The following is a 23,547-nucleotide window of genomic DNA, read 5'->3' on the forward strand; positions in this document are numbered from 1 at the left end:
CCGTCCGGGGCGCCCGTGCTGACCGCCTGAGCCTGCGCTGCGCCGCCCGCGCTCGGAGCCCCGTCCACGTTCGCCGCGCCGTCCGCGTTCGCCACCCCGTCCGCGCTCGCCGCGCCTCCGGCGTGCGCCGCACGCCCCCGCAGGGCCGCCGCCTCCCGCGCCAGCGCCTCCACCCGCGCCCAGTCGCGGGCCGCGAGGGCGTCGGGCGGCAGCATCCACGTACCGCCGACGCAGCCGACGTTCGGCAGGGCGAGGTAGGCGGGGGCGGAGGCGGCGGAGATGCCGCCCGTGGGGCAGAACCGCGCCCCGGGGAGCGGGCCCGCGAGGGACCGCAGATACGGGACGCCGCCGGCCGCCTCCGCCGGGAAGAACTTCAGGGCGGTGACCCCGCGCTCCAGCAGGGCCAGCGCCTCCGACGCCGTCGAGACGCCCGGCAGGAACGGCACGCCCGCGTCCCGCATCGCGCCCAGCAGCCGCTCCGTCCAGCCGGGGCTGACCAGGAAGCGGGCCCCGGCGGCCACCGCCGCCTCCGCCCCGGCGGCCGAGACGACGGTGCCCGCGCCGACGACCGCCTCCGGCACCTCCGCCGCGACCGCGCGCACCGCGTCGAGCGCCGCCGGGGTGCGCAACGTGATCTCGACCAGTCGCAACCCGCCGGCCACCAGGGCCCGGGCCAGCGGCACCGCGTCGGCTGCGTCCTCGACGACCACGACGGGGACGACGGGGGCTTCCGGGGCAAGGTCGAACACGCTCGTCATGGGCTCATCCTGCCCAGGGCCCGCACTCCCCGCAACGACCGTTGCGCAGGGCGCAACAAGGGGGCTGCGACTAGTGGATCTCGTCCACCAGGACGTCCAGCGCCCCCGCCCTGCCGCCGTCCTCCACCACGTACCCGAGGTCCCGCAGCGCCTCCACCAGCTCCACGGGCGACCCCGGCTCCGCGCCCGCCTCCAGGAGGCTCCGCACGATCCGGCCCTTCGTCGCCTTGTTGAAGTGGCTGACGACCTTCCGGGTCGGCGCGTGCAGCACCCGCACCGTCGCCGTCCGCGCCGCCACCTCGCCCTTCGGCTTCCACGCCGCCGCGTACGCCGCCGACCTCAGGTCCAGGACCAGGCCGTCGCCCGCCGCCTCCGGCAGCACCGACGCCATCGCGCCCCGCCAGTGCGCGCCCAGCGCGCCGAGCCCCGGCAGCTTGACGCCCATCGAGCAGCGGTACGACGGGATCCGGTCCGTGACCCGCACCGCCCCCCAGAGCCCCGAGAAGACGAGCAGCGACCGCCCGGCCCGCCGCCGCGCCGCCGCGCCGAGCGTCGCGAGGCCCAGCGCGTCGTACAGCACGCCCGTGTAGATCTCGCCCGCGGGCCGCGCGCCCGCCGTCCGCAGCTCCACGTTCTTCGCTACCTCCCCGCGCAGTCCCTCGCTCAGACCGAGCACCTCGCGCGCCTTCTCCTCGTCGGCGGCGCACAGCTCGACCAGCTCGTCCAGGACCGCCTCCCGCGCCCCGGCGAGGCCCGGCAGCGACAGCGACTCGGGCTTGAGCGGCGCCCCGCGCCCCGAGGAGGCCTTGCCCTCGGAGGGCGGCAACAGCACGAGCACGGTGGTTCTCCTTCGTCCGTACGGGGATGGGGGTGCGGCCCCGGCCGTCCAGCGTACGAGGTGACGGGCCCCGCCCCGCCCCCTAGGCTCGGCCCATGCCCCGCCGCCCCATCCACGTGACCGGCGCAGCCGAGGCTCCCCTGCGGGCCGCCCTGCGCGCACTCCGGACCGAACTCGCCGTGCCCGAGGCCTTCCCGCCCGCCGTCCTCGCCGAGGCCGAGGCCGCCGCCAAGAGCCCGCGGCTGCCCTCGTACGACGCCACGGACCTCCCCTTCCTCACCATCGACCCGCCCACCTCCACCGATCTCGACCAGGCCATGCACCTGGCCCGGCGCGCCGACGGCGGCTACCGCGTCCACTACGCCATCGCCGACGTCGCCGCCTTCGTCGCTCCCGGCGGCGCGATCGACGCCGAGGCCCACCGACGGGTCCTCACCCTCTACTTCCCCGACGGCAAGGTGCCCCTCCACCCGCCCGTCCTCTCCGAGGGCGCCGCAAGCCTGCTGCCCGGCGAGCCGCGCCCCGCCGTCCTGTGGCGGATCGACCTCGACGCCGAGGGCCGCCGGGTCGCCACCGACGTCCGCCGCGCGCTCGTCCTCAGCCGCGCCAAGCTCGACTACGCGGGCGTACAGGCCCGCATCGACTCCGGCACCGCCGAGGAACCGCTCGCCCTGCTCAAGGAGATCGGGCTCCTCCGCGAGGCCCTGGAGGTCGAACGCGGCGGCATCTCGCTCAGCGTGCCCGAGCAGGAGATCGTCGAGCGCGACCACACCTACTCGCTGGCCTACCGGGCCCCGCTGCCCGCCGACGGCTGGAACGCCCAGATCTCCCTCCTCACCGGCATGGCCGCCGCCGACCTCATGACCGCCGCGGGCACCGGCATCCTGCGCACCCTGCCCACCGCGCCGGACGGCGCCGTCGCCCGGCTGCGCCGCTGCGCCGAGGCCCTCGGCGTGGAGTGGCCGCACCACGTCCCGTACGCGGAGGTCGTCCGCTCCGCGAACCCGGCCGACCCCCGCCACGCGGCCTTCCTCCAGGAGTGCACGACGCTCCTGCGCGGCGCCGGGTACACCGTCTTCACCGACGGGCACGTGCCCGTCCCCGCCGTGCACGCGGCCGTCGCCGACGAGTACACGCACTGCACGGCGCCGCTGCGGCGGCTCGTCGACCGGTACGCGAGCGAGCTGTGCGTGGCCGCGGTGGCCGGGGACGAACCGCCCGAGTGGGTGCGGGCCGCGCTGCCCGCCCTCCCTGACACGATGGCCGCGGGCTCGCGCCGGGCGGGCGCCGTCGAACGGGAGAGCGTCGACATCGTCGAGGCGGCGCTCCTGAGCGGGCGGGTCGGCGAGGTCTTCGACGCGTACGTGGTCGACGTGAAGGACCCCGACCCGGCGGTCGGCACCGTGCACCTCGACGACCCGGCCGTCGTCGCCCGGATCGCGGGCGGGACCTCCCGACTGCCGCTCGGGGAATGGCTGCGGGTCAGGCTCGCGGAGGCCGACCCCGGTCGGGCGAAGGTGCTGTTCGCGCCCGCCTGAGGGCCTGCGCGAGGGCCTGTCCGAAGGCCCGCGGATCGTCCGCGTGGCAGCGGATCAGGCGTACGGGCCGGGGCGCGCCGAGCAGCCGCGGCGCGTCGACCGGCTCGGTCAGCTCGATGGTCACGCTGGTGTGCGAGCCGACGGCGAGGTTCAGTGCGCCCTCCGCCTTCTCGTGGGTGAACAGCGACTCCTGGCGGACGGCCGCGATCAGGCCGAGCGGCACCCGCACGTCGACGTGGGCCGCCTGCCGGACCCGCAGGGCGTCGCCGGCGATGAGGTGCGGGCGGGTGACCGACGCGGCGTGCAGCCCGAGCACGAACAGCACCGTGTAGACGTCGAGGACGAGCACGATCGCGTGGACGACCGGCAGGTCCGCCAGGAGCCAGGACATCCCGGCCGTCTCGACCAGGCACACGAACGCGAAGCCGTACATCAGGGCGGCCTGGTCACGCGCGTACGGGAAGACCCCGTCGGCGCCCGCGATCCCGTGGGGCCTGCGGGCCGCCCAGCGGACCAGGCTCGTCATCAGCCGCAGCTCGTGGCCGACGAGCCGCAGCACCGGCTCGGGCACCAGCTCGCCCAGCGCCTCCCGGCCCGTCAGGCCGCGCCGCCACAGCCGTACCCACAGCGCCGCCTCCGCGGCGAGGAGCGTCAGGACGAGCAGCTCCGCGGCGAGCAGCACGCCACCGGGAACCCGTACGCCGGCGAGCAGACAGACGAAGAGCACCAGCTCGGCGGGGAGCGCGGCGTACGCGACCCCGCGCAGGACCCGCAGCGCCCGCCCCCGGCGCGGGGCTTCGGCCGGTGGACCTCCCGGTATCCGTACCGCGTCCGTGCCGCTCATCGGTGTCCCTCCCCGCTCTCCGACGGCTCCGGGCCCGTACCCGTACGCGTCTCCGTACCCGTCCCCGTCTCCGTACCGTGGCGGCGGGCCACCGCCAGCGCCACCCCGCGCCGTACCGCCGCCGCCTGCGCGGGGGCGAGGTCGGCGAAGAAGACGTCGGCGAGGCCGCCGGAGCCCTCCGGGGGCAGCTCCACGGCGAGGCCGACGGGCAGGACGGCGGCCAGGGCGCGGGCCGCCTCGTCCACCCGCGGGTCGTCCGGCGCCACGTCGACGAGGGCGTCGAGGAGCCGTACAGCTCGTGGGCGTTCACCTCGGCCGCGCCCGCCGCCTCGTGCATCAGGCGCATCAGCTCGCCCCGCTCCGCCTCCGGCACCACCGTGTCGAGCAGGGCCAGGAGCTCCCGGTCCTTCGCCGCCATGGGGGAGTCCGGCAGCTCGCCGAGCCCGGCGAGCAGCGCGGCCAGCTCGGGAGAGACCGGGCCCTCGGCGACGAGCCGGCCCTCCCGGGCCTCCGCGAGGAGCCCGGCGAGCCTGAGCCGCCGCTCCCGCACGAGCGCCTCCTGCCGCGCGAGGTCCTCGTCCAGCTCCTCCAGGACCTCCACGAGGTCGCGCCCCGCCTCGTCGGCGAGCACGTCCCGCACCTCGTCGAGGCCGAGCCCCAGCTCGGTCAGCCGCCGGATGCGGGCGAGCAGGACGGCGTCGCGGACGCCGTACGCCCGGTAACCGTTGGGCCGTCGTCCGGGCTCGGGCAGCAGCCCCAGGTGGTGGTAGTGCCGCACGGCACGAGGGGTGACCCCGACCAGCGCGGCGATCTCGCCGATGCGCATGGCCCCAGTAGAAACCCTGACGTCGCGGCAGGGTCAAGCCGGTCCGACGCGGTCGAGCGGGCCCCGGTCCTGCGGGTAGCATGGTCGGCACGGCAGACGAGCCGGGCGGGCGGCCGCGTGGGGATCCCAGGATCCTCCCGAGGAACGTCCGGGCTCCACAGAGCAGGGTGGTGGCTAACGGCCACCCGGGGTGACCCGCGGGACAGTGCCACAGAAAACAGACCGCCGGGGGCCTCGGCCCTCGGTAAGGGTGAAACGGTGGTGTAAGAGACCACCAGCGCCTGAGGTGACTCAGGCGGCTCGGTAAACCCCACCCGGAGCAAGGTCAAGAGGGGACACCCCGGTGTCCCTGCGCGGATGTCCGAGGGCTGCTCGCCCGAGTCCGCGGGTAGACCGCACGAGACCGGCGGCAACGCCGGTCCTAGATGGATGGCCGTCACCCCGACGACCGCGAGGTCCCGGGGCACAGAACCCGGCGTACAGCCCGACTCGTCTGCCGCTCCACGGCTTGCGCCCCGCCCGCCCGGTCGTCTTGCGGGCCGCCCTCAGGCCAGCACCTCCACCTCCCAGAGCGGGTCCCGGTCGTCCGTGCGGACGAGGACGGGCTTCGGGGTGAGCGAGCGGTCCTCGAAGAGGTCGCGGCCGAGCGGCAGGCCGTGCTGGTCGATCACGTACGTGCCCGTCCGCAGGTCGGCCAGCGAGTCGACCGTGGCGAGCGCGGGGGCGCCCGTGCCGTCGACGCGCTGGAGGCGCCACACGGAGGCGGGGGAGTCGTCGGGGCGGACCGCCACGGGGGCGCGCTCGGTGCCGTCGGCGGCGATCACGTCCTCCGTGCCCTTCACGGTGAAGCGGAAGCCGCCGGGCTCCTGGCTCACCGCCCACTCGGCGGCCAGTTCGCGTTCGACGAGGAGGGCGACGAGGCCCCCGTTGAGGAGGCCGACCGGGGCCCCCTTCGCGTACAGCTTCACGATCCTGTCGGTGTCCGACAAAGCTCCTCCTGTGCTGAATGCGGCAGTTGTGCCGATCCTGCCCGGGAGTGTCCGGCCGGGGCCAGTGACACGCTCGCGTCACCGGGGGCGCGGCAGCGCGCGCTCGGCCACTCGGCTCAGGTGCTCGGCGAAGACCTCGTCCGCCCGCGGCGTCAGGGTCCGCAGCGCCACCATCGCCGTGATGACGACGTCGCACAGCTCGGCCTCGACGTCCGGCCAGTCGTGGCTCCTGCCCTTGCGCGGGTTCTGGCCGGTCGCACCGATCACGGCCTGCGCCACCTCCCCGACCTCCTCGGAGAGCTTCAGGACCCGCAGGAGCACTTCCTGTTCCCTCGGCAGCCGCTGGTGCTCGGCCAGCCAGGCGTGCAGACGGGTGACGGTGGCCCAGGCGTCCGTGTCGGTCATACGGGGCAGCTTGCCAGGTGTCGTCGGCGCGCGGGGCCCGGCCCGGGGGCGCGGCGGTGTACGGGTGGGGCATGACCATCCCCGTGAACCAGCTCAGCGACCCGACCGTGCGCGCCTTCGTCACGGCCCTCAACGCCGGTGACGAGACGGCCCTCACCGGCCTCCTGGCCCCCGGTGCGACGATGTCGGACGACGGCTCCGACCGCGACCTCAAGGACTGGCTCGACCGCGAGGTGTTCGTCTCGCGCGGGCACATGGACGTCGAGAAGGAGGCGGACGGCGGGCTCGCGCTCGTCGCCCGCTACCGCAACGACACCTGGGGCGAGATGCGCACCCGGTGGCAGTTCACCGTCGACGGCGGGAAGGTCTCCCGCTTCGAGACCGGCCAGGCCTAGGACGGGAGCGGGGTGGGGGCCCGGCGGACGCCCCCGCCCCCGACACCCCCGCCCCCGGCGCCCCCCACCGCGGGCCCCGTGCGCCGCGGGGGACCTCAGCCCCGCCCGATGTACGGCATCGCCGTCGCCATCACCGTCGCGAACTGCACGTTCGCCTCCAGTGGCAGCGCCGCCATGTGCACCACCGTCGCCGCCACGTCCGCCGCGTCCATCACGGGCTCCGCCGCCAGTTCGCCGTTGGCCTGGAGGATCCCGGTCTGCATGCGGGCCGTCATCTCGGTCGCCGCGTTGCCGATGTCGATCTGCCCGCAGGCGATCCGGTACGCCCGCCCGTCCAGCGACAGGGACTTCGTCAGGCCCGTCATCGCGTGCTTCGTCGCCGTGTACGCGATCGAGTGCGGGCGCGGCACGTGCGCCGCGACGGAGCCGTTGTTGATGATCCGGCCGCCCCGCGGGTCCTGCTCCTTCATCGCCCGGAAGGCGGCCTGGGCGCAGAGGAACGCGCCCGTCAGGTTGACGTCGACCACCGCCCGCCAGGTCTCCGGGTCCAGCTCCTCGACGGGGACGCCGCCGCCCGCGAACGTACCGGCGTTGTTGAAGAGCAGGTCGACGCGGCCGTAGCGGTCCCGCACCGCCGCGAACAGGGCCGCCACCTCCTCCGCCGAGGTCACGTCCGTCGGGACGCACAGGAAGTCGCCGTCCGGCAGGGCCGCGGCCGTCTCCTCCAGGGCGCCGGCCCTGCGGCCCGCCAGGGCCACCGACCAGCCGGCCGCCGCGAGGGCGAGGGCCACGCTCCGGCCGATGCCCGATCCCGCTCCCGTCACCACTGCGATGCTCATGGCCGCGCAGCGTACGCGAGACGCGTGCGCCATGAACTCATCCGTCCGACACGTGGATGTTCTGTACTCGACAAGGGGAGGTCGCCCCGGGCCCTTCGAATGACGGACGCACAGCATCCGTCCGGGGAGGGGCACATGAACCGCACGCACGAGCACTCCGAGGAACTCCGCGCCGCAGCACGGCACTTCGGCCGCCGCCGGTTCCTCACCGCCACCGGCGCCGCCGCCGCGCTCGCCTTCGCCACCCAGCTGCCCGTCGCCGGCGCCGCGGCCGCCGCCGAGCTCGACGGGCGGCGCGTCACCGAGGACCCGTTCACCCTGGGCGTGGCCTCCGGCGACCCGCTGCCCGGCTCCGTCCTGCTCTGGACCCGGCTCGCGCCGCGCCCCTTCGAGCCCGGGGGCGGACTGCCCGCCGCCCGCGTCGGCGTCCACTGGGAGCTGGCCCGCGACGAGCGGTTCACCCGGACCGTGCGGCGCGGCCGGGTCACCGCCCACCCGGAGTTCCGGCACGCCGTGCACGTCGAGGTCGACCACCTCGACGCCGACCGGGTGTTCTACTACCGCTTCCGGGTCGGCGACTGGACCAGCCCGGTGGGACGGACCCGCACCGCCCCGGCCCCCGGCGCCCGCACCACCGGCCTGAAGCTCGCCGCCGTCTCCTGCCAGGCGTACCACGACGGCTACTTCACGGCCTACCGCCACCTCGCCGACGAGGACGTCGACGTCGTCTTCCACCTCGGCGACTACCTGTACGAGTACGCGGTCAACGCCACCGGCGGCGCCCGCGCCTACACGGACCGCACCCTCCCCGCCGTCTTCAACCGCGAGACCGTCACCCTGGAGGACTACCGGCTGCGCTACGGCCTCTACAAGTCGGACCCCGACCTGCGCGCCGCGCACGCCGCCCACCCCTTCGTCGTCACCTGGGACGACCACGAGACCGAGAACAACTACGCGGGCGGCACGCCCGAGAACGGCGTCCCGCCCGAGGAGTTCCTGCTCCGCAGGGCCGCCGCCTACCGCGCCTACTGGGAGCACCAGCCGCTGCGCCTCCCGCAGCGGCCCGAGGGCCCCGACATGCGGCTCTACCGGCGCCTGCGCTTCGGCCGCCTCGCCCAGTTCGACATCCTCGACACCCGCCAGTACCGCTCCGACCAGGCGTACGGCGACGGCTGGCAGGTCCCGGGCCCGCTCTCCGAGGACCCGGCGCGCACCATGACCGGCGCCGCGCAGGAGCGCTGGCTGCTCGACGGCTGGAGCGCCTCGCGGGCCCGCTGGAACGTCCTGCCGCAGCAGGTCGTGTTCGCCGAGCGCCGCGACCGCCCCACCGCCGACTTCAAGCTCTCCATGGACTCCTGGGACGGCTACCCGGCCTCCCGGCGGCGGATCCTCGCGGGCGCCGAGGCCGCCGGCGTGGAGAACCTGATGGTGCTCACCGGGGACGTCCACGTCGGCTACGGCCTCGACATCAAGGCCGACTTCCGCGACCCGTCCTCCCGGACCCTGGGCACCGAGATCGTCGCCACCTCGATCGCCAGCGGAAAGGACGGCGCCGACCGCCCGTCGAACTACGACCGGCTCACGCAGGCCAACCCGCACCTGCGGTTCTTCAACGGGCGCCGGGGCTACGTCACGGTGGCGCTCGGCGAGGAGAGCGCCCGCGCCGACTTCCGTACGGTCCCGTACGTGACGACCCCGGGCGCCCCCGTCACCACCGCGGCCTCCTACGTCACGGAGGCGGGCAACCCGGGCCTCACCCCTGCCTGACCAGCACCTCCCGCGGATAGCGGACGCCGACGCGGTCCCGTACCGCGTCGAGCGTCCGCATCACCGCGAGCGTGCCGTCGAGGGGGACGAGCGGCGACTCCGTCTCGCCTGCTCGCAGGCAGCGCATCACCTCGGCCGCCTCGTGCCGCATCGAGTGCGGGTCGTCCTCGTTCACGTACTCCACGGGCTCCCGCCCCTCCCGCACCAGCGTGAACCGCTCGGGGAAGAAGAAGCCGCGCGGCACGTCGATGCGGCCCTCGGTGCCGGTCACGGACGCCGTCAGCGGGGTGTCCGCCTCCAGGGAGCAGGACAGCAGCGCCGACGCCCCCGACTCCCAGCCCAGCAGCATCCCCGTGTTCAGGTCGACGCCCTCCGGGGAGATCCGCGCGTGCGCCTGCACCACGGACGGCTCGCCCAGCAGCAGGTGCGCGAACGACACCGGGTACACGCCCAGGTCGAGCAGCGCCCCGCCGCCCACGGCCGGGTCCCGCAGCCGGTGGTCGGCCGCGAAGGGGCCCGCGAGCCCGAAGTCCGCCTGGATCGTGCGGACCTCGCCGACGGCGCCGTCGCGCACCAGCTCCACCAGGCGCCGGACGAGCGGGTTGCAGTACATCCACATGGCCTCCATCAGGAAGAGGCCCCGGTCCCGGGCGAGGCCGACCAGCTCGGCCGCCTCGGGGGCGTTGAGCGTGAACGCCTTCTCGCACAGCACCGCCTTGCCGGCCTCCAGGGCGAGGCCCGCCGCCTCCCGGTGGGCGTGGTGCGGCGTCGCGACGTACACCACGTCCACGTCCTCGTCGGCGAAGAGCCCGGCCCACTCGCCGTACGCCCGCGCGATGCCGTGCCGGTCGGCGAAGGCCTTCGCCGAGGCCTCCGTGCGGGACGCCACCGCGACGACCTCGGCGCCGTCGAGCGTCCGCAGGTCCGTGGCGAACCGCTCCGCGATCCCGCCCGTCGCCAGGATCCCCCAGCGCACTGTCCTGTCCATGTCCATCCCCACCCTGAAACTCCGACCCTGAGATTCCGGCCCGGGACCGCGCCCGGACATCCGACCCTGCGATGCCGACCCGTCGGTCCGACGCGGCGAACCCGTGTCGGTCGTGTCGATCGAGCTGAGAGCATAGGCGCGGATTCAACGAAACGGAGCTGTCGATGCCGGAGAGCGGCCAGAAAACAACACAGGGGAACATAACCGAACCCGCCCCCGTCGCGGCGCGACGGCGGACGGGTCTCCTCGTCACCCTCGTCCTGGGCGGCCTCAGCGCCCTCCCCCCGCTCTCCATGGACATGTACCTCCCGGCGCTCCCGGAGATCAGCCGGGCCCTGCACGCCCCCGCCGGCACCGTCCAGCTCACCCTCACCGCCTGCATCGGCGGCATGGCGCTCGGCCAGCTCGTCGTCGGACCCATGAGCGACAAGTGGGGCCGCCTGCGGCCGCTGCTCACCGGCATGGCCGTCTACGTCGTCGCCAGCGTCGTCTGCGCCCTCGCCCCCACCGCCGGACTCCTCGTCGGCTTCCGGCTCCTCCAGGGCCTCGCGGGCGCGGCGGCCATCGTCATCGCCCGCGCCGTGGTGCGCGACCTGTACGACGGCGTCGAGATGGCCCGCTTCTTCTCCACCCTCATGCTGATCTCCGGCGCCGCCCCCATCGCCGCCCCCCTCATCGGCGGCCAGATCCTCCGCGTCACCGACTGGCGGGGCGTCTTCTACGTCCTCGCCGCGATCGGCGCGCTCCTCACCCTGGTCGTCTGGCGCTTCCTGGGCGAGACCCTGCCCCCCGAACACCGCCAGCAGGGCGGCGTCGGCGCGGCCCTGCAGACCATGCGCGGCCTCCTCGCCGACCGCGTCTTCACCGGATACATGCTCACCGGGGGCCTCGCGTTCGCCGCCCTCTTCGCGTACATCACGGCCTCGCCGTTCGTGATCCAGGAGATCTACGGGGCCTCCCCGCAGACCTTCAGCCTGCTCTTCGGCATCAACTCCGTCGGCCTCGTCGCCTTCGGCCAGATCAACGGCAAGCTGCTCGTCGGACGCGTCAGCCTCGACAAGGTCCTCGGCTGGGGCCTCGGCACGACCCTCCTGGCCGCCGTCGCCCTCCTCCTCATGACCAGCGGCGCCTTCGGCGACGTCGGGCTCGTCCCCGTCGCCGCCGGGCTCTTCGTCCTCATGTCCGCGATGGGCCTGACCACGCCCAACACCAACGCCCTCGCCCTCATGCGCACCCCGCACGCCGCCGGCTCCGCCTCCGCGCTCCTCGGCACCTCCTCCTTCCTCGTCGCCGCGCTCGCCTCCCCCCTCGTCGGCCTCGCCGGCGAGCACACGGCCGTCCCCATGGCCGCCGTCCAGCTCGGCTGCGCCGTCCTCGCCCTCGGCTGCTTCCTGGGCCTCTGCCGCCCCTGGCAGCAGCGACAGCGGTCCGTCTGAGCCCGGTACGGTCACGGCGTCGGCCGGCGCGTCGGCGGGGCGTCGGCGGTGATCGGCGGTGCGTCGGCGGCGCCTAGACTGTCTCGGTGAACGCCTCGTCTCCCTCCGCCGACTCCCTGCGCGCGGCCCTCGCCGCGCTGCTCGACGGGCTCCCGCCCCGGCAGGCCGCGCAGGCCGTCGAGCGGCTGATCGCCAACTACCGGGGGACCACCCCCACGGACGCCCCGGTGCTCCGCGACCGCTCCGACGTCGCCGCGTACGCCGCGTACCGGATGCCGGCGACCTTCGAGGCGGTACGGGGCGCCCTCGACGCCCTGCGGACGGCCGCGCCCGCGTGGGAGCCGCGCTCGCACACCGACGTCGGCGGCGGCACCGGCGCTGCGAGCTGGGCCGTCGCCGAGGCCTGGGACGTGGCCCCGCCCCGCACGACCGTCCTCGACTGGGCGGAACCCGCCCTGGCCCTCGGCCGCGAGCTGGCCGGCGGGGTCCTCGACGCCGAGTGGCGCCGCGAGCGCATCGGCGCCGCCCTGCGCCTCGACGAGACCGACCTGGTCACCGTCTCGTACGTGCTGAAGGAGCTGACCGAGGCGGACCGCGCCGCGCTCGTCGCCGAGGCCGCCCGGGCCGCCCGGGGCGCCGTCGTGATCGTCGAGCCCGGCACCCCGGACGGTTACGAGCGGATCATCGCCGCCCGCACCGCGCTCGTCGGGGCCGGGTTCACGGTCGCTGCGCCCTGCCCGCACAGCGGCGCCTGCCCGATCGTGCCGGGCACGGACTGGTGCCACTTCGCGGCACGGGTCAGCCGCTCCTCCCTGCACCGGCGGGTGAAGGGCGGCTCGCTGCCCTACGAGGACGAGAAGTACGCGTACGTGGCGGCCGTCCGGTTCCCTGCGACCCCCGCGCCCTCCCGCGTCACCCGCCGCCCGCAGATCCGCAAGGGCCAGGTGCTCCTGGAGCTCTGCGGGCCCGACGGCCTGGCCCGCGACACCGTGACGAAGCGCCACGGGCCCCTGTACAAGCAGGCCCGCGACGCCGAGTGGGGCGACCCCTGGCCGCCCGCCGACGAGGACTGACGGTCAGGCCCGCAGCTCCTGCGTGCAGCACTTCACGCTGCCGCCGCCCTTGAGGAGCTCGCCCAGGTCCATGCCGATCGGCTCGAAGCCACGCTGCCGCAGCGGCTCGAAGAGGCCCACGGCGGTCTGCGGCAGCAGGACGTGGCGGCCGTCGCTGACCGCGTTCAGGCCGAGCGCCGCCGCGTCGGCCCCGGTGGCGAGCAGCGCGTCAGGGAAGAGCCGGGCGAGGACGGCCCTGCTCCCGGGCGAGAAGGCCTCCGGGTGGTACATGACCTCGTCCCGGGCGTCGTCCAGGACGCACAGCGCCGTGTCCAGGTGGTAGTAGCGCGGGTCCACCAGCTCCAGGCCGATCACCGGGCGCCCGAAGAACTCCTGCGCCTCCAGCTGGGCGAGCGGACTGGAGCGGAAGCCGTGGCCCGCCAGGACCCAGGAGGCGGTGACGGCGAAGTCGCCCTCGCCCTCGTTGACGTGCTCCGGCGCCCGGACGTCCTCCGGCGCCCAACCGTTTCTGCGGTACCAGGCCAGATGGGCGGCGGCCTCGTCCGTGCGCTCCGGGTAGGCGAACTTCGCGCCGAGCACCCGGCCGTCGACGACGGTGGCGCCGTTGGCGGCGAAGACCATGTCGGGCAGGGCGGGGTGGGGCTCCAGCAGCTCCACGGTGTGGCCGAGCGAGCGGTAGCGGTCGCGCAGGTCCTCCCACTGGGCGAGGGCGAGCGGCAGGTCGACCGGTTTCGTGGGGTCCATCCAGGGGTTGATGGAGTACGTCACCGTGAAGTGCGTGGGTGGGCACATCAGGTAACGGCGGGGCGAGGGCGTGCGCGGAGTGGGGCGCAATGAGGGCTCCTCACGGATCACGAACGAACGGACGGAGGTAAGAACCGAAGATCGGTGGACCCCATGGTCCGCTCTCGACGGCCCGCGCGCTGTGGACCGTTCGGGTGGTTCCGCCTCCCTCCCGGACCGCGAGCCGCACCGAACCCCACGGGAAACGTCCGTCCCCCACCCTGTCGCGAGACGCCACGTCTCGCGGGCTGCTAGATTGGCGCCATGCCCGAGCCCAAGGCCCCCGACGCCTCCCGCCGCAGCGAACGCTCCCGCCGCGCCATCTTCGACGCCGCCCTCGCCCTCGTCTCCGAGGCCGGGTACGCCCGGACCACCATCGAGGGCATCGCCGCCCGCGCGGGGGTCGGCAAGCAGACCATCTACCGCTGGTGGCCCTCCAAGGCCGCCGTCCTCCTCGACGCCTTCCTCGACCTCGCCGCCCGCGCCAACGAGGCCCTCGGCGGCGACGCCGACAGTGAGATCCCCGACACCGGAGACCTCGCCGCCGACCTCCGGTACGTCCTGCGCTCCACCGTCGACGAGATGAACGACCCCGCCTTCGACGCCCCCACGCGGGCGCTCGCCGCCGAGGGGATCGTCGACCCCGAACTCGGTGCCCGCTTCACCAGCGCGCTGCTCGAACCCCAGCTCGCGTACTACACCCGCCGCATCGAGGCCGCCCGCGCGGCCGGGGACGTCGACCCGGACGTCGACCCCCGCCTCGCCGTCGAGCTGCTCGTCGGGCCGCTCCACCACCGCTGGATCCACCGCACCCTGCCGCTCACCCACGCCTACGCCGACGCCCTCGTCGACCAGGTCCTGCGCGGCCTCGCCCCCCGCCCCTGACCGCCGCCCGCGCCCCCTCGGTGCCCCCGTTCCCCACCCCGGTTCCGCCGTCCGGTCACCCGGAGCGCAGGATGGTGGGACCATGGGCAGAGCCGAACGGGCGAGCATGAGGTGTGAGGGGATAGATGGGCGACGGCATCGGCCGCTACCGCGGCACGGAGAGCAAACTCGCACAGTGGCTGCGCAGGCGCCCGAAACGCACCGCGGCCGACGAGGAGAACGACCGCGAGACGCTGCTCCTGGCCGTCGCCGCCGCCGGGCTGCCCCTGGCCCCCGCCGCGTACCCCGTGGGCTACAGCTGCTCCTGTGAGCGCATCGGCTGTCCCACCCCCGCCCGCCACCCCGTCTCGTTCGCCTGGCAGACCCAGTCGACCACCGACCGGGCGCAGGTCGAGCGCTGGGCCCGGAACGAGCCCGAGGCCAACTTCATCACCGCCACCGGCATGGTCCACGACGTCCTCGACGTGCCGCTGGCCGCCGGCCGGGCCGCCCTGGAGCGGCTCCTGATCGAGGGCGTCGAGGTCGGACCCGTCGTCGAGTCCCCGGACAGCGGCGACGGCGGCCGGATGCTCTTCTTCACCGCCACCCGCGGCACCCCCGAGGACGAGGACGAGTGGTGGCCCTGTGAGCTGGACTGCCACCCCGAGACGATGGACGAGCACCCGGGGCTCCGCTGGCACTGCCGCGGCAGCTACGTCCTCGTACCGCCCGCCCGGCTGCCCGGCGACGGGGAGGACCACCCCGTCCTCACCTGGGTCCGCGGGCCCGAGCAGCCCCTGCCCGACCCGCTGAACCTCCTGGAGACCCTCACCGACGCGTGCGCCCGGTACGCCGCCGCGGGCGAGGGGGACGCGGCCCACCAGGTCGCCTGGCCGCTGACCCGCTGACGTCCGGAGGCGCTTGGCCCGCTGACGTCCCGAGCCGCTTGGCCCGCTGACGTCCCGAGCCGCCGAGACCGGGTCCCGCCGGCCCGACGGCCCGACGGCGTGCGGAACCGCCGGTTACGAGCCGACCGCCGCCACCACGCCCTGGAGCCGGCCCGCGACGACGACCGCGTCCTCGGCCGTGCCCGCCGGGCGCACCAGCGCCGCCTGGTCCGACACCCACTCCCGGGTGACCGTGTCCGTGACCTCCCCGGTCATCAGCGCCTTCACCTCGGGCGCCACCTTCGGCCGGTACCCCTTCGCCGCCGTCTGGCGCTCGAAGTACCGCGTGGCGAAGAAGACGAGCGCGCCGCCGTCCCGGGTGCGCAGCCCCAGGGGCGCGAAGTCCCCCTGGTCCGCGACCTGGTCGACGTACTGGGTCACGAGCCCCGGCCGGTTCTCGCCCTTCAGCCGGTCATCGCGCCAGCCCGTGGTGTGCGGCCCGGCGGCGAGCGGCCCCCGCTCGCCGTCCCTCAGGAACGCCGCGTACCGCGCTCCGAGGTCCTTCGGCGCCACGGCGACGGCGTCCGAGTCCGCGGCGACCGGCACCGCGTACCCCTCCTCCGCCGCGAACTCCGGCACGGCGGCGGTGCTCAGGATCGCCAGGTGGGCGACCTCCCACGGCTGGTCCGGCCCGTTGCGCAGGAAGGCGAGGAGCCAGCGGTTGTCCTCGCGGCCCTCGTCGACGTCCCGGTTCGAGTCGGTGTCGGCCACGAACCAGCGCGGCCAGCCCGCCTTGCGGGGCAGCAGGAAACGGGCGTCGGTCAGTTCGAGCGGCTGGTGGTTCGGGTTGCCGCCGGGGCTCGTGACCGCACGCGACCGCAGCCCGGCCTGGTTCGTGGCACCGAAGGGGCCGGTCACCCGGTCCGCGTCGAGGGCCGGGTCGTGCGCCTTGTCGGCCCGGTTGTAGGCGGCCGTGAACTCGGCGAGCGCCTGCGCGGCCTCGGCCTCCGTCGCCGCCGGCAGCAGGGCCAGCTCGCCGTGCACCGTCACGCAGCCGCTCGCCGCCAGCGTCAGGACGAGCGTCGCCGCGGTCGCCGCGATCCCCCTCGCCGCCAGCCGCGCCCGCGACTGCACCCGCGGTCGCCTCAGCCTTCTCATCGGTCGCCTTCTGCTCTCCACCGGCACGGACGCCCCCGACCCTATCGGGGCCCGGAACGCCCCGGGCGCCGGGACCGGATACAGCGCCCACACCGTGACCTGAGGCCCGCGCACCCGGACAGGGCCGTGCCCCGGGTGCTTCAATTCCGACATGAACACGACCGCGCACGGCTCCGCAGCCGACCTCGACATCGACATCGACGTCCTCCGGGTCTTCTGTGCGGGCGACGGCCGGCACGGCAACGCCCTCGGAGTCGTACGCGACGGGCGCATCGTCCCGGACGAGTCCTCCCGGCAGGCGCTCGCCAAGGAACTCGGCTTCAGCGAGACGGTTTTCGTGGACGACCCCGAGCGGGGGATCGTCGACATCTACACCCCGGGCCTGCGCCTCCCCTTCGCCGGTCACCCGCTCGTCGGCGCCGCCTGGCTCCTCGACCTGGAGGTCGTCCAGCCGCCGGCCGGCGAGGTGTGGGTGCGCGGGGACGGCGAGTTCACCTGGATCGAGGCGCGCGCCGAGTGGGCGCCGCCGCGCACCCTGCGCCGGTACGGCTCCGCGGCCGAGGTGGACGCCCTCGACGTACCGGAGCCCGGGGAGTGGATCTACGCCTGGGCGTGGGAGGAGGAGGCTGCCGGCCGCGTCAGGGCGCGGGCCTTCCCCGGGCGCGGGGACGGCATCGACGAGGACGAGGCGACCGGCGCGGCGGCGCTGCTGCTCACGGCGGAGCTGGGACGTGCCCTGAACATCACACAGGGCCGGGGGTCGCAGTTGCTCACGGCCCCCGGCCCCGACGGGATCGTGGAGCTGGGCGGCCGGGTCCGCCTGGATCACACGCTCACGCGCTGAGCGGGAACTCCCCGCCCAGCTCGCGGAAGACGGCGCTGTTGAAGGCGAACGCCCGCTTGCACTCGTCGACGATCCGCTGCTTCTCCAGGTCGTCGGCGTTCACGCCGTCGAGCAGCTCGCGGTAGGTCCGCTTGAACGCGGCCGGGTTGGAGATCGCGTCGAAGACGTAGAAGCGGACGCCGTCGCCCTTGCGCGTGAAGCCCCAGGTCCGCTCGGCCTTGTCGCGGATGATCTGACCGCCCGACAGGTCCCCGAGGTAGCGGGTGTAGTGGTGGGCGACGTAGCCGGCGGGCCAGTCGCGGGCGCACTCGGCGACCCGCTCCGCGTACGCCTCGGTGGCGGGCAGCGGGGAGACTGCGGCGCGCCAGTCCGGCCCGCGCAGATGGGCGAGGTCCTGCTCCAGGGCGGCCGTGCGGTACAGCTCCGGCCGTATGAACGGCCCGGCGACCGGGTCGTCCCGCAGGGCCTCCGCGCCCTCCTCCAGGGCCTGGTAGACGAACCAGAGCTGCTCGGTGTAGCGCGCGTACGCGTCCACGGCCAGCCGTCCGCCGAGGAGGTCGCTCATGAAGGACGACGTCTCCGCCTCCGTGTGCTGCTCGTGCGAGGCCGTACGGATGAGCGTGGAGAAGGGCGTGTCCAATGCGTGCCTCCGGGACCGATGGGACGGGAACCGATGACGATCCTGCCAAGTTAGGCATGCCTAAGTCAACGGTTCCCGACGTCCTGTCGGTAAGAGACGTACCCCTCCGAGGGGTCAGGGCAACGTCAGGATTTCCGCCCCGTCCTCCGTCACCACGAGGGTGTGCTCGAACTGCGCCGTCCGCTTGCGGTCCTTCGTCACCACGGTCCAGCCGTCGTCCCACATGTCGTAGTCGTGGGTGCCGAGGGTGAGCATCGGCTCGATCGTGAAGGTCATGCCGGTCTTGATGACGGTGGTGTGGTGGGGCGAGTCGTAGTGCGGCACGATCAGGCCGGAGTGGAAGGACGAGTTGATGCCGTGCCCGGTGAAGTCGCGCACGACGCCGTAGCCGAAGCGCTTCGCGTACGACTCGATGACCCGGCCGATGATGTTGATCTGGCGGCCCGGCTTCACGGCCTTGACGGCCCGGTTGAGGGACTCCCGGGTGCGCTCCACGAGCAGCCGCGACTCCTCGTCGACGTCGCCGCAGAGGTAGGTGGCGTTGTTGTCGCCGTGCACGCCGTTGATGTACGCCGTGACGTCGAGGTTCACGATGTCGCCGTCCCGCAGCACCGTGGAGTCGGGGATGCCGTGGCAGATGACCTCGTTGACCGAGGCGCACAGCGACTTGGGGAAGCCGCGGTAGCCCAGCGTGGACGGGTAGGCGCCGTGGTCGCACATGAACTCGTGCGCGACCCGGTCGAGCTCGTCGGTGGTGACACCCGGGGCGATGTGCTTGGCGGCCTCCTCCATCGCCCGCGCGGCGATGCGGCCGGCGATCCGCATCCGCTCGATGGTGTCGGAATCCTGCACCTCGGGCCCGGTGTACGGGGCGGGAGCGGGCTTCCCGACGTACTCGGGGCGGCGGATGGAGCCGGGAACGGAGCGAGGGGGGGAGAGCTCCCCCGGTACGAGAAGCGACTGGCCAGACATGTCAGCGAGTTTAACGACAGCGGGTGGGGCAGCATGGGTCTCGGAGGAAGGAGCCGACGACGATGGCCCTGTTCAAGAAGCGCACCGCAGGAAAAGCGGGCGAGTGGTTCTACTGCCTGGAGCACAAGAAGGTCGAGGAGGGCCCCGACTGCCCCGCGAAGAACCGGTTCGGCCCCTACGGCAGCCGGGAGGAGGCCGCCCACGCCATGGAGACCGCCCGCGAGCGGAACCTGGAGTGGGAGACCGACCCGAAGTGGCACGACGCCCCGGGGGACGCGCCCCGCTCCGACGGGACCCCTGACTAGCGTCCGGGTGCGGGGGGCGCCCGCCCGCGACCGGCCGATCAGCCGGTGGCGGGCGCCTCCCGCTGCTCGGCCTGTTCCCCATGCTGGGTCTGCTGGGCCTGCTGGGCCTGGCGGGCCTGCTCGGCCTCCTGCGCTTGCCGGGCCTTGCGGGCGAGGGAGTCCTCGTCGGTGTCGGAGTCGTACGTCAGCAGCTTCGGCAGCGCCAGACAGAGCAGGCCCACCGAGGCGACGCACGCCACGCCGCCGCTCCAGACCGCCGCCCTCGTCCCGGTCCAGCCCGCCATCGCACCCGCCCGCACCTGACCCAGCTGCGGGCCGACGCTGTACGAGAGCACCTCGATGCCCGCGAGGCGGCCGCGCAGCTCCTCGGGGATCGTCTGGTTCCAGATCGTGGAGCGGCCGAGCCCGCTCAGCATGTCGCCCGCCCCCGCGAAGGCCAGGCAGAGCAGCACCAGCCAGACGTTCCCGAACCAGCCGGCCGCAGCGATCGCCAGCCCCCAGCCGGCCGCCCCGCCGACCACGAGCAGTCCGTGCCGCCGCACCTTCGACGTCCAGCCGCTGGTGAGCCCGAGGACCAGCGAGCCCACCGAGCCCGCCGCGTACATCAGGCCCAGTGACCAGTCCGCGTCCAGCTCGTCCGCGAGGAACGGGAAGATCGCGTTCGGGAAGGCGAAGAGCATCGCGGCCAGATCGACCGCGTACGTCCCCAGGAGCACCGGCCGCGACCACGCGTACCGCGCGCCCTCCGCGATGCCCCGCAGCGAGGGCTTCTCGGCGTCGTGCGCGGGCGGCGCCGGGGAGAGCCGGCGGCAGAGCAGCACCGAGAGCGCGAACCCGGCGATCGTCACCCCGTACGCCGGGGCGTGACCCGCGTACGCCACGACGAGCCCGGCGACGGCCGGGCCCGCGATGGCGCCGGTCTGCCAGCGCAGCGAGTTCAGCGCGGCCGCCGCCGTCTGGTGCTCGTGCGCCACGATCCGCGCCAGCAGCGAGTCCAGGGCGGGCCGCTGGAGCCCCGCGAGCGCGGAGACCCCGGCCGCGACGACGTACAGCGGCCACAGCATCGGGTCCGGCAGCAGCGCGTTCAGGAACAGCAGCAGCGCGAGCAGCCCGAGCCCCGCCTCCGTGCCGAGGATCACCCTCCGCCGGTCGACGGCGTCGGCCAGCGCCCCGCCGTACAGCCCGAAGACCACCAGCGGCACCAGTTCGACGGCGCCCATCGCGCCGACGGCGAGCGGCGAGCCGGTCAGTTCCTTGATCTGCAGCGGCAGGGCGACCATGGCCATGGCGCTGCTGAAGAAGGTCACCAGACCCTGGACCCACAGCAGCCGGAAGTCACGGGAGGCGCGCCACGGCGCCGGATCGGGCAGCAGGGCGGAGAGCTTCGACGACATCGACGACACGAGGGCTCATCGTCCGGGGGTTCGGTGCCGAGGGCAACCGGATTACCGGCCCGCCCGCAGCCCCGCTCGCCGTCCCGCCCGCGGTCCCGCCCGCGCACCTCGCCGCGGCCCCGCCCGCGCACCCCGTCGCGGTCCCGCCCGCGCCACCTTGTCGCGGGCCGCACCCGACCCCGACCCCGGGCCGCACCCGACCCCGACCCCGGGCCGCACCCGATCCCGGGCCCGGTCGCTGGCCCGAGCCCGGTCGCGGGCCGAGCCCGGTCGCGGGCCGCGCCCGGCGGTCGTCGTGTCACCAGCGGGGCGGCGGCGGTGCCGTCAGCCGGTCGGCGAGCCGGGCGAGCCGGTCGGCGAACCGGCGGCGGCCGTGCGGCGACGGCAGGCTGTTCTCGCCCGCCGCCGCGCTGACCAGGTGCTGCACGGTGTCCAGGTCCACGGCCGAGCCCTCCGTCACCGACAGCGCCTCGTGCGCGAGGCCCCGCACCTCCGTGTCCCCGGCGTCCAGGGCCAGCACCGTCGCCCCCGCCCGGCGGGCGTCGTGCACCCGCTGGAGCAGCTCGTCGTCCGGCCGCCGGGGCGCCACCATCAGCAGCGTCGCCCCCCGCCCCGCCGCCGCGAGACGGCCGAGCCCCACCGACAGGTGCGCCGGGGCGTCCGCCCGCACCCGGTGGCGCACCAGCGTCGGCGCCAGCTGGGGCAGCCCGGACCACGCCGCCTCGTCGACGAGGTGCGCCGCCAGGTGCCAGGGCTCGTACGCGCGCGTGCCGACCAGGAGCAGCCCGCTCCGGTGCGGCACCAACGAGGACCGCAGCGCGCCCGCGAACCGGCGCGCCGCGCCCGGCCACTCGGTCCCGGCCAGCACTTCCCGCAGCAACGCGACCCGTACGGCATCCATGGGCCCGCATCCTGCACCCGGCCGGGGCCGCCGGGTGGCGGATCGGTGGAGTTCCACCCGTACGGGAGCGGCCCCGGCACCCCGACCGGTCGGTAATGTCGGGGCCATGACTACGACTGACAGCAAGCCCGCCCCGAAGGATCCGTGGGACCTCCCCGACGTCTCCGGCCTCGTCGTCGGCGTCCTCGGCGGCACCGGGGACCAGGGCCGCGGCCTCGCCTTCCGCCTCGCCAAGGCCGGGCAGCGGGTGATCATCGGGTCCCGCGCCGCCGACCGGGCGCGCGAGGCCGCCGCGCAGGTCGGCCACGGCGTCGAGGGCGCCGACAACGCCGAGTGCGCGCGCCGCAGCGACATCGTCATCGTCGCCGTCCCGTGGGACGGGCACGCCAAGACCCTGGAGTCCCTGCGCGAGGAACTCGCCGGCAAGCTCGTCGTCGACTGCGTCAACCCGCTCGGCTTCGACAAGAAGGGCGCCTACGCCCTCAAGCCCGAGGAGGGCTCCGCCGCCGAGCAGGCCGCCGCGCTGCTGCCGGACTCCCGGGTCACGGCCGCCTTCCACCACCTCTCCGCCGTCCTCCTCCAGGACGCCTCGATCGACGAGATCGACACGGACGTCATGGTGCTCGGCGAGGAGCGCGCCGACGTCGAGACCGTCCAGGCCCTGGCCGGCCGCATCCCCGGCATGCGCGGCGTCTTCGCGGGCCGCCTCCGCAACGCCCACCAGGTCGAGTCGCTCGTCGCCAACCTGATCTCGGTCAACCGCCGCTACAAGGCCCACGCGGGCCTGCGGATCACCGACGTCTGAGCCCCCGGCCGCCCGTCGCCCCGGGCGACCCGTCGGCTGCCGCCGGCCCCGGAGCGGCCGGGGGCGGAGCCGGAGACGGGACGCTTCGGGGCATGGGGGACACTGGACGGGCACCGTCAGCCGTACCCGGACAGGAGCCGACCCCCATGCCCCGCCTCGCCCTCTACGCCCTCGTGGTCTGCGCCCTGGCCGTCGCCGCGGCCGTCGTCTCCTTCGTCCAGGGCAGCTTCCTCGGCATCGTGTGGATCCTCCTCGCCGGTCTCTCCTCCAACATGGCCTGGTACTACCTCCGCCGCGCCAAGGCCGAGAAGGCCGCCGCCCAGCCGCAGGGATGACCCCGCGGGCCCCTCACCGCCGGGTCTAGACCGCGCAGAACTCCGGGGTCTCCTGCCAGAAGCGGAACAGCTGCGAGCCGCAGTACCGGCTGAGCTCCGGCACGCCGAGCGAGCGCATCAGCGCGTCGATCGCGTCGAAGAAGGCGTCGTTGACCGCCGGCACGAACAGCAGGGCTATCACGACGAAGAAGCCGTACGGCGCGTACGGCTCGACCTGTCGCTTCACCTTGTACGACAGCCAGGGCTCCAGGATTCCGTAGCCGTCCAGGCCCGGCACCGGCAGCAGGTTCAGGAGCGCCGCCGTCACCTGGAGGAACGCCAGGAAGGCGAGCGCGTACCGGAAGGCGGGCGGCACGCCGTCGAGCGCGTCCAGCCAGAACGGCGCCGTGCAGACGAGCGCGAAGAGGACGTTGGCGAGCGGGCCGGCCGCCGAGACGAGGCTGTGCTTCCAGCGGCCCCTGATCCGGCCCTGCTCGATGAAGACGGCGCCGCCCGGCAGACCGATCCCGCCCATGATCACGAACAGGACCGGCAGCACGACGCTGAGCACGGCGTGGGTGTACGCGAGCGGGTTCAGCGTCAGGTAGCCCTTGGCGCCCACGGTGATGTCCCCGCCGTGCAGCGCGGTGCGGGCGTGCGCGTACTCGTGGAGACAGAGCGACACCACCCACGCCGAGGTGACGAAGAGGAACACCGCGAGCCCGGGGGAGGCGGCGAAGTCCGTCCACACCGCCCAGCCGGTGACGGCCATGACGGCGAGGATCGCCAGGAAGACGGGGCTGATCCGCCGTTCGTGGCGCCGGGTGGTGGCCGTGGTCATCGCGGAACTCCAGGGGACGGGGAAGGGGCACTGCGCGGTCGGTGGCCGCAAGGACGGCCGGTGTGCGGGAAACGTACCGCCCGCCGCCCCGAGTTCCTGCCCGGAGCCCGCATCGGTACTCATCCGGGACCTCTCCGGGTACC

24 protein-coding genes, 1 other RNA gene and 2 pseudogenes are annotated in these 23,547 nt (G+C 74.6%); 12 read left to right on the top strand and 15 right to left on the bottom strand.

The window, feature by feature from the left end:
- Positions 1-134 precede the first annotated feature (134 nt).
- Positions 135-758, bottom strand: a pseudogene (gene eda, locus ACWDVG_RS19385) (bifunctional 4-hydroxy-2-oxoglutarate aldolase/2-dehydro-3-deoxy-phosphogluconate aldolase); the annotation flags it as partial.
- A gap of 70 nt (positions 759-828) precedes the next feature.
- Entirely contained in the window at positions 829-1,596 is a 768-nt protein-coding gene (gene yaaA / locus ACWDVG_RS19390; RefSeq protein WP_451700487.1) for a peroxide stress protein YaaA, read from the bottom strand.
- A 95-nt stretch (positions 1,597-1,691) separates the two neighbouring features.
- Between yaaA and ACWDVG_RS19395 the strand changes: the two genes are divergently transcribed.
- A complete protein-coding gene (locus ACWDVG_RS19395) occupies positions 1,692-3,134 on the top strand; it encodes an RNB domain-containing ribonuclease (RefSeq protein ID WP_451700488.1) in 1,443 nt (480 codons plus the stop codon).
- On the opposite strand, the gene ACWDVG_RS19400 is transcribed toward ACWDVG_RS19395, so the two are convergent.
- Complete coding sequence (locus ACWDVG_RS19400) at positions 3,079-3,978, bottom strand: hypothetical protein (protein ID WP_451700490.1); 900 nt, start codon at positions 3,976-3,978, stop codon at positions 3,079-3,081. The two genes, ACWDVG_RS19395 and ACWDVG_RS19400, sit on opposite strands and share 56 nt — an antisense overlap.
- Positions 3,975-4,804 (bottom strand): annotated as a pseudogene (locus ACWDVG_RS19405) (MerR family transcriptional regulator). Before ACWDVG_RS19405 ends, ACWDVG_RS19400 begins: the two are co-directional and overlap by 4 nt.
- A gap of 97 nt (positions 4,805-4,901) precedes the next feature.
- On the opposite strand from ACWDVG_RS19405, the gene rnpB reads away from it, so the two are divergent.
- Positions 4,902-5,300: RNase P RNA component class A (rnpB, locus tag ACWDVG_RS19410), an RNA gene on the top strand.
- A 49-nt stretch (positions 5,301-5,349) separates the two neighbouring features.
- On the opposite strand, the gene ACWDVG_RS19415 is transcribed toward rnpB, so the two are convergent.
- Positions 5,350-5,793 carry a hypothetical protein gene (locus ACWDVG_RS19415; protein ID WP_451700491.1) on the bottom strand — a complete coding sequence of 148 codons (444 nt, stop codon included), beginning with the start codon at positions 5,791-5,793 and terminating at the stop codon, positions 5,350-5,352.
- Positions 5,794-5,871: 78 nt separating this feature from the next.
- Positions 5,872-6,198, bottom strand: a complete 327-nt coding sequence (locus ACWDVG_RS19420; RefSeq protein WP_451700492.1) for a MazG-like family protein — start codon at positions 6,196-6,198, stop codon at positions 5,872-5,874.
- Positions 6,199-6,269: 71 nt separating this feature from the next.
- Between ACWDVG_RS19420 and ACWDVG_RS19425 the strand changes: the two genes are divergently transcribed.
- Positions 6,270-6,593 (top strand): nuclear transport factor 2 family protein, encoded by a 324-nt coding sequence (locus tag ACWDVG_RS19425; RefSeq protein WP_451700493.1) that lies wholly within the window; start codon positions 6,270-6,272, stop codon positions 6,591-6,593.
- Between the two features lie 95 nt (positions 6,594-6,688).
- Here the strand turns inward: ACWDVG_RS19425 and ACWDVG_RS19430 are convergent, their stop codons facing one another.
- Positions 6,689-7,465 carry an SDR family oxidoreductase gene (locus tag ACWDVG_RS19430; protein WP_451700494.1) on the bottom strand — a complete coding sequence of 259 codons (777 nt, stop codon included), beginning with the start codon at positions 7,463-7,465 and terminating at the stop codon, positions 6,689-6,691.
- 102 nt (positions 7,466-7,567) lie between these two features.
- Between ACWDVG_RS19430 and ACWDVG_RS19435 the strand changes: the two genes are divergently transcribed.
- On the top strand, positions 7,568-9,199 hold the full coding sequence (locus tag ACWDVG_RS19435; protein WP_451700495.1) for an alkaline phosphatase D family protein: 1,632 nt from the start codon (positions 7,568-7,570) through the stop codon (positions 9,197-9,199).
- On the opposite strand, the gene ACWDVG_RS19440 is transcribed toward ACWDVG_RS19435, so the two are convergent.
- Positions 9,186-10,187, bottom strand: coding sequence for a Gfo/Idh/MocA family protein (locus ACWDVG_RS19440; RefSeq protein WP_451700496.1), 1,002 nt, complete (start codon positions 10,185-10,187; stop codon positions 9,186-9,188). The genes ACWDVG_RS19435 and ACWDVG_RS19440 overlap by 14 nt on opposite strands.
- A gap of 164 nt (positions 10,188-10,351) precedes the next feature.
- Between ACWDVG_RS19440 and ACWDVG_RS19445 the strand changes: the two genes are divergently transcribed.
- Entirely contained in the window at positions 10,352-11,623 is a 1,272-nt protein-coding gene (locus tag ACWDVG_RS19445; RefSeq protein ID WP_451700498.1) for a Bcr/CflA family multidrug efflux MFS transporter, read from the top strand.
- Positions 11,624-11,709: 86 nt separating this feature from the next.
- Positions 11,710-12,696 (top strand): small ribosomal subunit Rsm22 family protein, encoded by a 987-nt coding sequence (locus ACWDVG_RS19450; RefSeq protein ID WP_451700499.1) that lies wholly within the window; start codon positions 11,710-11,712, stop codon positions 12,694-12,696.
- Positions 12,697-12,699: 3 nt separating this feature from the next.
- On the opposite strand, the gene ddaH is transcribed toward ACWDVG_RS19450, so the two are convergent.
- A complete protein-coding gene (ddaH, locus tag ACWDVG_RS19455; RefSeq protein ID WP_451700500.1) occupies positions 12,700-13,530 on the bottom strand; it encodes a dimethylargininase in 831 nt (276 codons plus the stop codon).
- Positions 13,531-13,743: 213 nt separating this feature from the next.
- Here ddaH and ACWDVG_RS19460 point away from each other — a divergent pair, with 213 nt between their 5' ends.
- Positions 13,744-14,364: a TetR/AcrR family transcriptional regulator gene (locus ACWDVG_RS19460; protein ID WP_451700501.1), complete on the top strand. Its 621-nt coding sequence runs from the start codon at positions 13,744-13,746 to the stop codon at positions 14,362-14,364.
- A gap of 125 nt (positions 14,365-14,489) precedes the next feature.
- Entirely contained in the window at positions 14,490-15,251 is a 762-nt protein-coding gene (locus tag ACWDVG_RS19465; protein ID WP_451700502.1) for a bifunctional DNA primase/polymerase, read from the top strand.
- A gap of 114 nt (positions 15,252-15,365) precedes the next feature.
- On the opposite strand, the gene ACWDVG_RS19470 is transcribed toward ACWDVG_RS19465, so the two are convergent.
- Positions 15,366-16,388 carry a hypothetical protein gene (locus tag ACWDVG_RS19470; protein ID WP_451700503.1) on the bottom strand — a complete coding sequence of 341 codons (1,023 nt, stop codon included), beginning with the start codon at positions 16,386-16,388 and terminating at the stop codon, positions 15,366-15,368.
- 151 nt (positions 16,389-16,539) lie between these two features.
- Here ACWDVG_RS19470 and ACWDVG_RS19475 point away from each other — a divergent pair, with 151 nt between their 5' ends.
- Positions 16,540-17,232 carry a PhzF family phenazine biosynthesis protein gene (locus ACWDVG_RS19475; RefSeq protein ID WP_451700504.1) on the top strand — a complete coding sequence of 231 codons (693 nt, stop codon included), beginning with the start codon at positions 16,540-16,542 and terminating at the stop codon, positions 17,230-17,232.
- Here ACWDVG_RS19475 and ACWDVG_RS19480 read toward each other — a convergent pair.
- Both ACWDVG_RS19480 and map read right to left on the bottom strand, forming a co-directional pair.
- Positions 17,222-17,872 carry a biliverdin-producing heme oxygenase gene (locus ACWDVG_RS19480; RefSeq protein WP_451700505.1) on the bottom strand — a complete coding sequence of 217 codons (651 nt, stop codon included), beginning with the start codon at positions 17,870-17,872 and terminating at the stop codon, positions 17,222-17,224. The genes ACWDVG_RS19475 and ACWDVG_RS19480 overlap by 11 nt on opposite strands.
- 114 nt (positions 17,873-17,986) lie before the next feature.
- Positions 17,987-18,844, bottom strand: coding sequence for a type I methionyl aminopeptidase (map, locus tag ACWDVG_RS19485; RefSeq protein ID WP_451700506.1), 858 nt, complete (start codon positions 18,842-18,844; stop codon positions 17,987-17,989).
- Between the two features lie 62 nt (positions 18,845-18,906).
- On the opposite strand from map, the gene ACWDVG_RS19490 reads away from it, so the two are divergent.
- Complete coding sequence (locus tag ACWDVG_RS19490; protein WP_451700507.1) at positions 18,907-19,149, top strand: hypothetical protein; 243 nt, start codon at positions 18,907-18,909, stop codon at positions 19,147-19,149.
- Between the two features lie 38 nt (positions 19,150-19,187).
- Here the strand turns inward: ACWDVG_RS19490 and ACWDVG_RS19495 are convergent, their stop codons facing one another.
- On the bottom strand, positions 19,188-20,543 hold the full coding sequence (locus ACWDVG_RS19495; RefSeq protein WP_451700539.1) for an MFS transporter: 1,356 nt from the start codon (positions 20,541-20,543) through the stop codon (positions 19,188-19,190).
- 298 nt (positions 20,544-20,841) lie between these two features.
- Positions 20,842-21,444, bottom strand: a complete 603-nt coding sequence (locus ACWDVG_RS19500; protein ID WP_451700508.1) for a hypothetical protein — start codon at positions 21,442-21,444, stop codon at positions 20,842-20,844.
- 106 nt (positions 21,445-21,550) lie between these two features.
- On the opposite strand from ACWDVG_RS19500, the gene npdG reads away from it, so the two are divergent.
- On the top strand, positions 21,551-22,249 hold the full coding sequence (gene npdG, locus ACWDVG_RS19505; RefSeq protein WP_451700509.1) for an NADPH-dependent F420 reductase: 699 nt from the start codon (positions 21,551-21,553) through the stop codon (positions 22,247-22,249).
- A 92-nt stretch (positions 22,250-22,341) separates the two neighbouring features.
- Positions 22,342-22,584: a hypothetical protein gene (locus ACWDVG_RS19510; protein WP_451700510.1), complete on the top strand. Its 243-nt coding sequence runs from the start codon at positions 22,342-22,344 to the stop codon at positions 22,582-22,584.
- A 25-nt stretch (positions 22,585-22,609) separates the two neighbouring features.
- Here ACWDVG_RS19510 and ACWDVG_RS19515 read toward each other — a convergent pair whose 3' ends face one another.
- Positions 22,610-23,404, bottom strand: a complete 795-nt coding sequence (locus ACWDVG_RS19515) for a site-2 protease family protein (RefSeq protein WP_451700511.1) — start codon at positions 23,402-23,404, stop codon at positions 22,610-22,612.
- Positions 23,405-23,547 lie beyond the last annotated feature (143 nt).

This window comes from Streptomyces sp. NPDC003327 (assembly GCF_053589515.1).

What these genes read in the sequence shown, in the direction of transcription:
- ACWDVG_RS19395 (WP_451700488.1), top strand. Translation starts at nt 1,692, where the DNA reads ATGCCCCGCCGCCCCATCCACGTGACCGGCGCAGCCGAGGCTCCCCTG.
- ACWDVG_RS19400 (WP_451700490.1), bottom strand. Translation starts at nt 3,978, where the DNA reads ATGAGCGGCACGGACGCGGTACGGATACCGGGAGGTCCACCGGCCGAA.
- ACWDVG_RS19420 (WP_451700492.1), bottom strand. Translation starts at nt 6,198, where the DNA reads ATGACCGACACGGACGCCTGGGCCACCGTCACCCGTCTGCACGCCTGG.
- ACWDVG_RS19425 (WP_451700493.1), top strand. Translation starts at nt 6,270, where the DNA reads ATGACCATCCCCGTGAACCAGCTCAGCGACCCGACCGTGCGCGCCTTC.
- ACWDVG_RS19430 (WP_451700494.1), bottom strand. Translation starts at nt 7,465, where the DNA reads ATGGCGCACGCGTCTCGCGTACGCTGCGCGGCCATGAGCATCGCAGTG.
- ACWDVG_RS19435 (WP_451700495.1), top strand. Translation starts at nt 7,568, where the DNA reads ATGAACCGCACGCACGAGCACTCCGAGGAACTCCGCGCCGCAGCACGG.
- ACWDVG_RS19440 (WP_451700496.1), bottom strand. Translation starts at nt 10,187, where the DNA reads ATGGACAGGACAGTGCGCTGGGGGATCCTGGCGACGGGCGGGATCGCG.
- ACWDVG_RS19445 (WP_451700498.1), top strand. Translation starts at nt 10,352, where the DNA reads ATGCCGGAGAGCGGCCAGAAAACAACACAGGGGAACATAACCGAACCC.
- ACWDVG_RS19460 (WP_451700501.1), top strand. Translation starts at nt 13,744, where the DNA reads ATGCCCGAGCCCAAGGCCCCCGACGCCTCCCGCCGCAGCGAACGCTCC.
- ACWDVG_RS19465 (WP_451700502.1), top strand. Translation starts at nt 14,490, where the DNA reads ATGGGCGACGGCATCGGCCGCTACCGCGGCACGGAGAGCAAACTCGCA.
- ACWDVG_RS19470 (WP_451700503.1), bottom strand. Translation starts at nt 16,388, where the DNA reads ATGAGAAGGCTGAGGCGACCGCGGGTGCAGTCGCGGGCGCGGCTGGCG.
- ACWDVG_RS19475 (WP_451700504.1), top strand. Translation starts at nt 16,540, where the DNA reads ATGAACACGACCGCGCACGGCTCCGCAGCCGACCTCGACATCGACATC.
- map (WP_451700506.1), bottom strand. Translation starts at nt 18,844, where the DNA reads ATGTCTGGCCAGTCGCTTCTCGTACCGGGGGAGCTCTCCCCCCCTCGC.
- ACWDVG_RS19490 (WP_451700507.1), top strand. Translation starts at nt 18,907, where the DNA reads ATGGCCCTGTTCAAGAAGCGCACCGCAGGAAAAGCGGGCGAGTGGTTC.
- ACWDVG_RS19495 (WP_451700539.1), bottom strand. Translation starts at nt 20,543, where the DNA reads ATGTCGTCGAAGCTCTCCGCCCTGCTGCCCGATCCGGCGCCGTGGCGC.
- ACWDVG_RS19500 (WP_451700508.1), bottom strand. Translation starts at nt 21,444, where the DNA reads ATGGATGCCGTACGGGTCGCGTTGCTGCGGGAAGTGCTGGCCGGGACC.
- npdG (WP_451700509.1), top strand. Translation starts at nt 21,551, where the DNA reads ATGACTACGACTGACAGCAAGCCCGCCCCGAAGGATCCGTGGGACCTC.
- ACWDVG_RS19510 (WP_451700510.1), top strand. Translation starts at nt 22,342, where the DNA reads ATGGGGGACACTGGACGGGCACCGTCAGCCGTACCCGGACAGGAGCCG.
- ACWDVG_RS19515 (WP_451700511.1), bottom strand. Translation starts at nt 23,404, where the DNA reads ATGACCACGGCCACCACCCGGCGCCACGAACGGCGGATCAGCCCCGTC.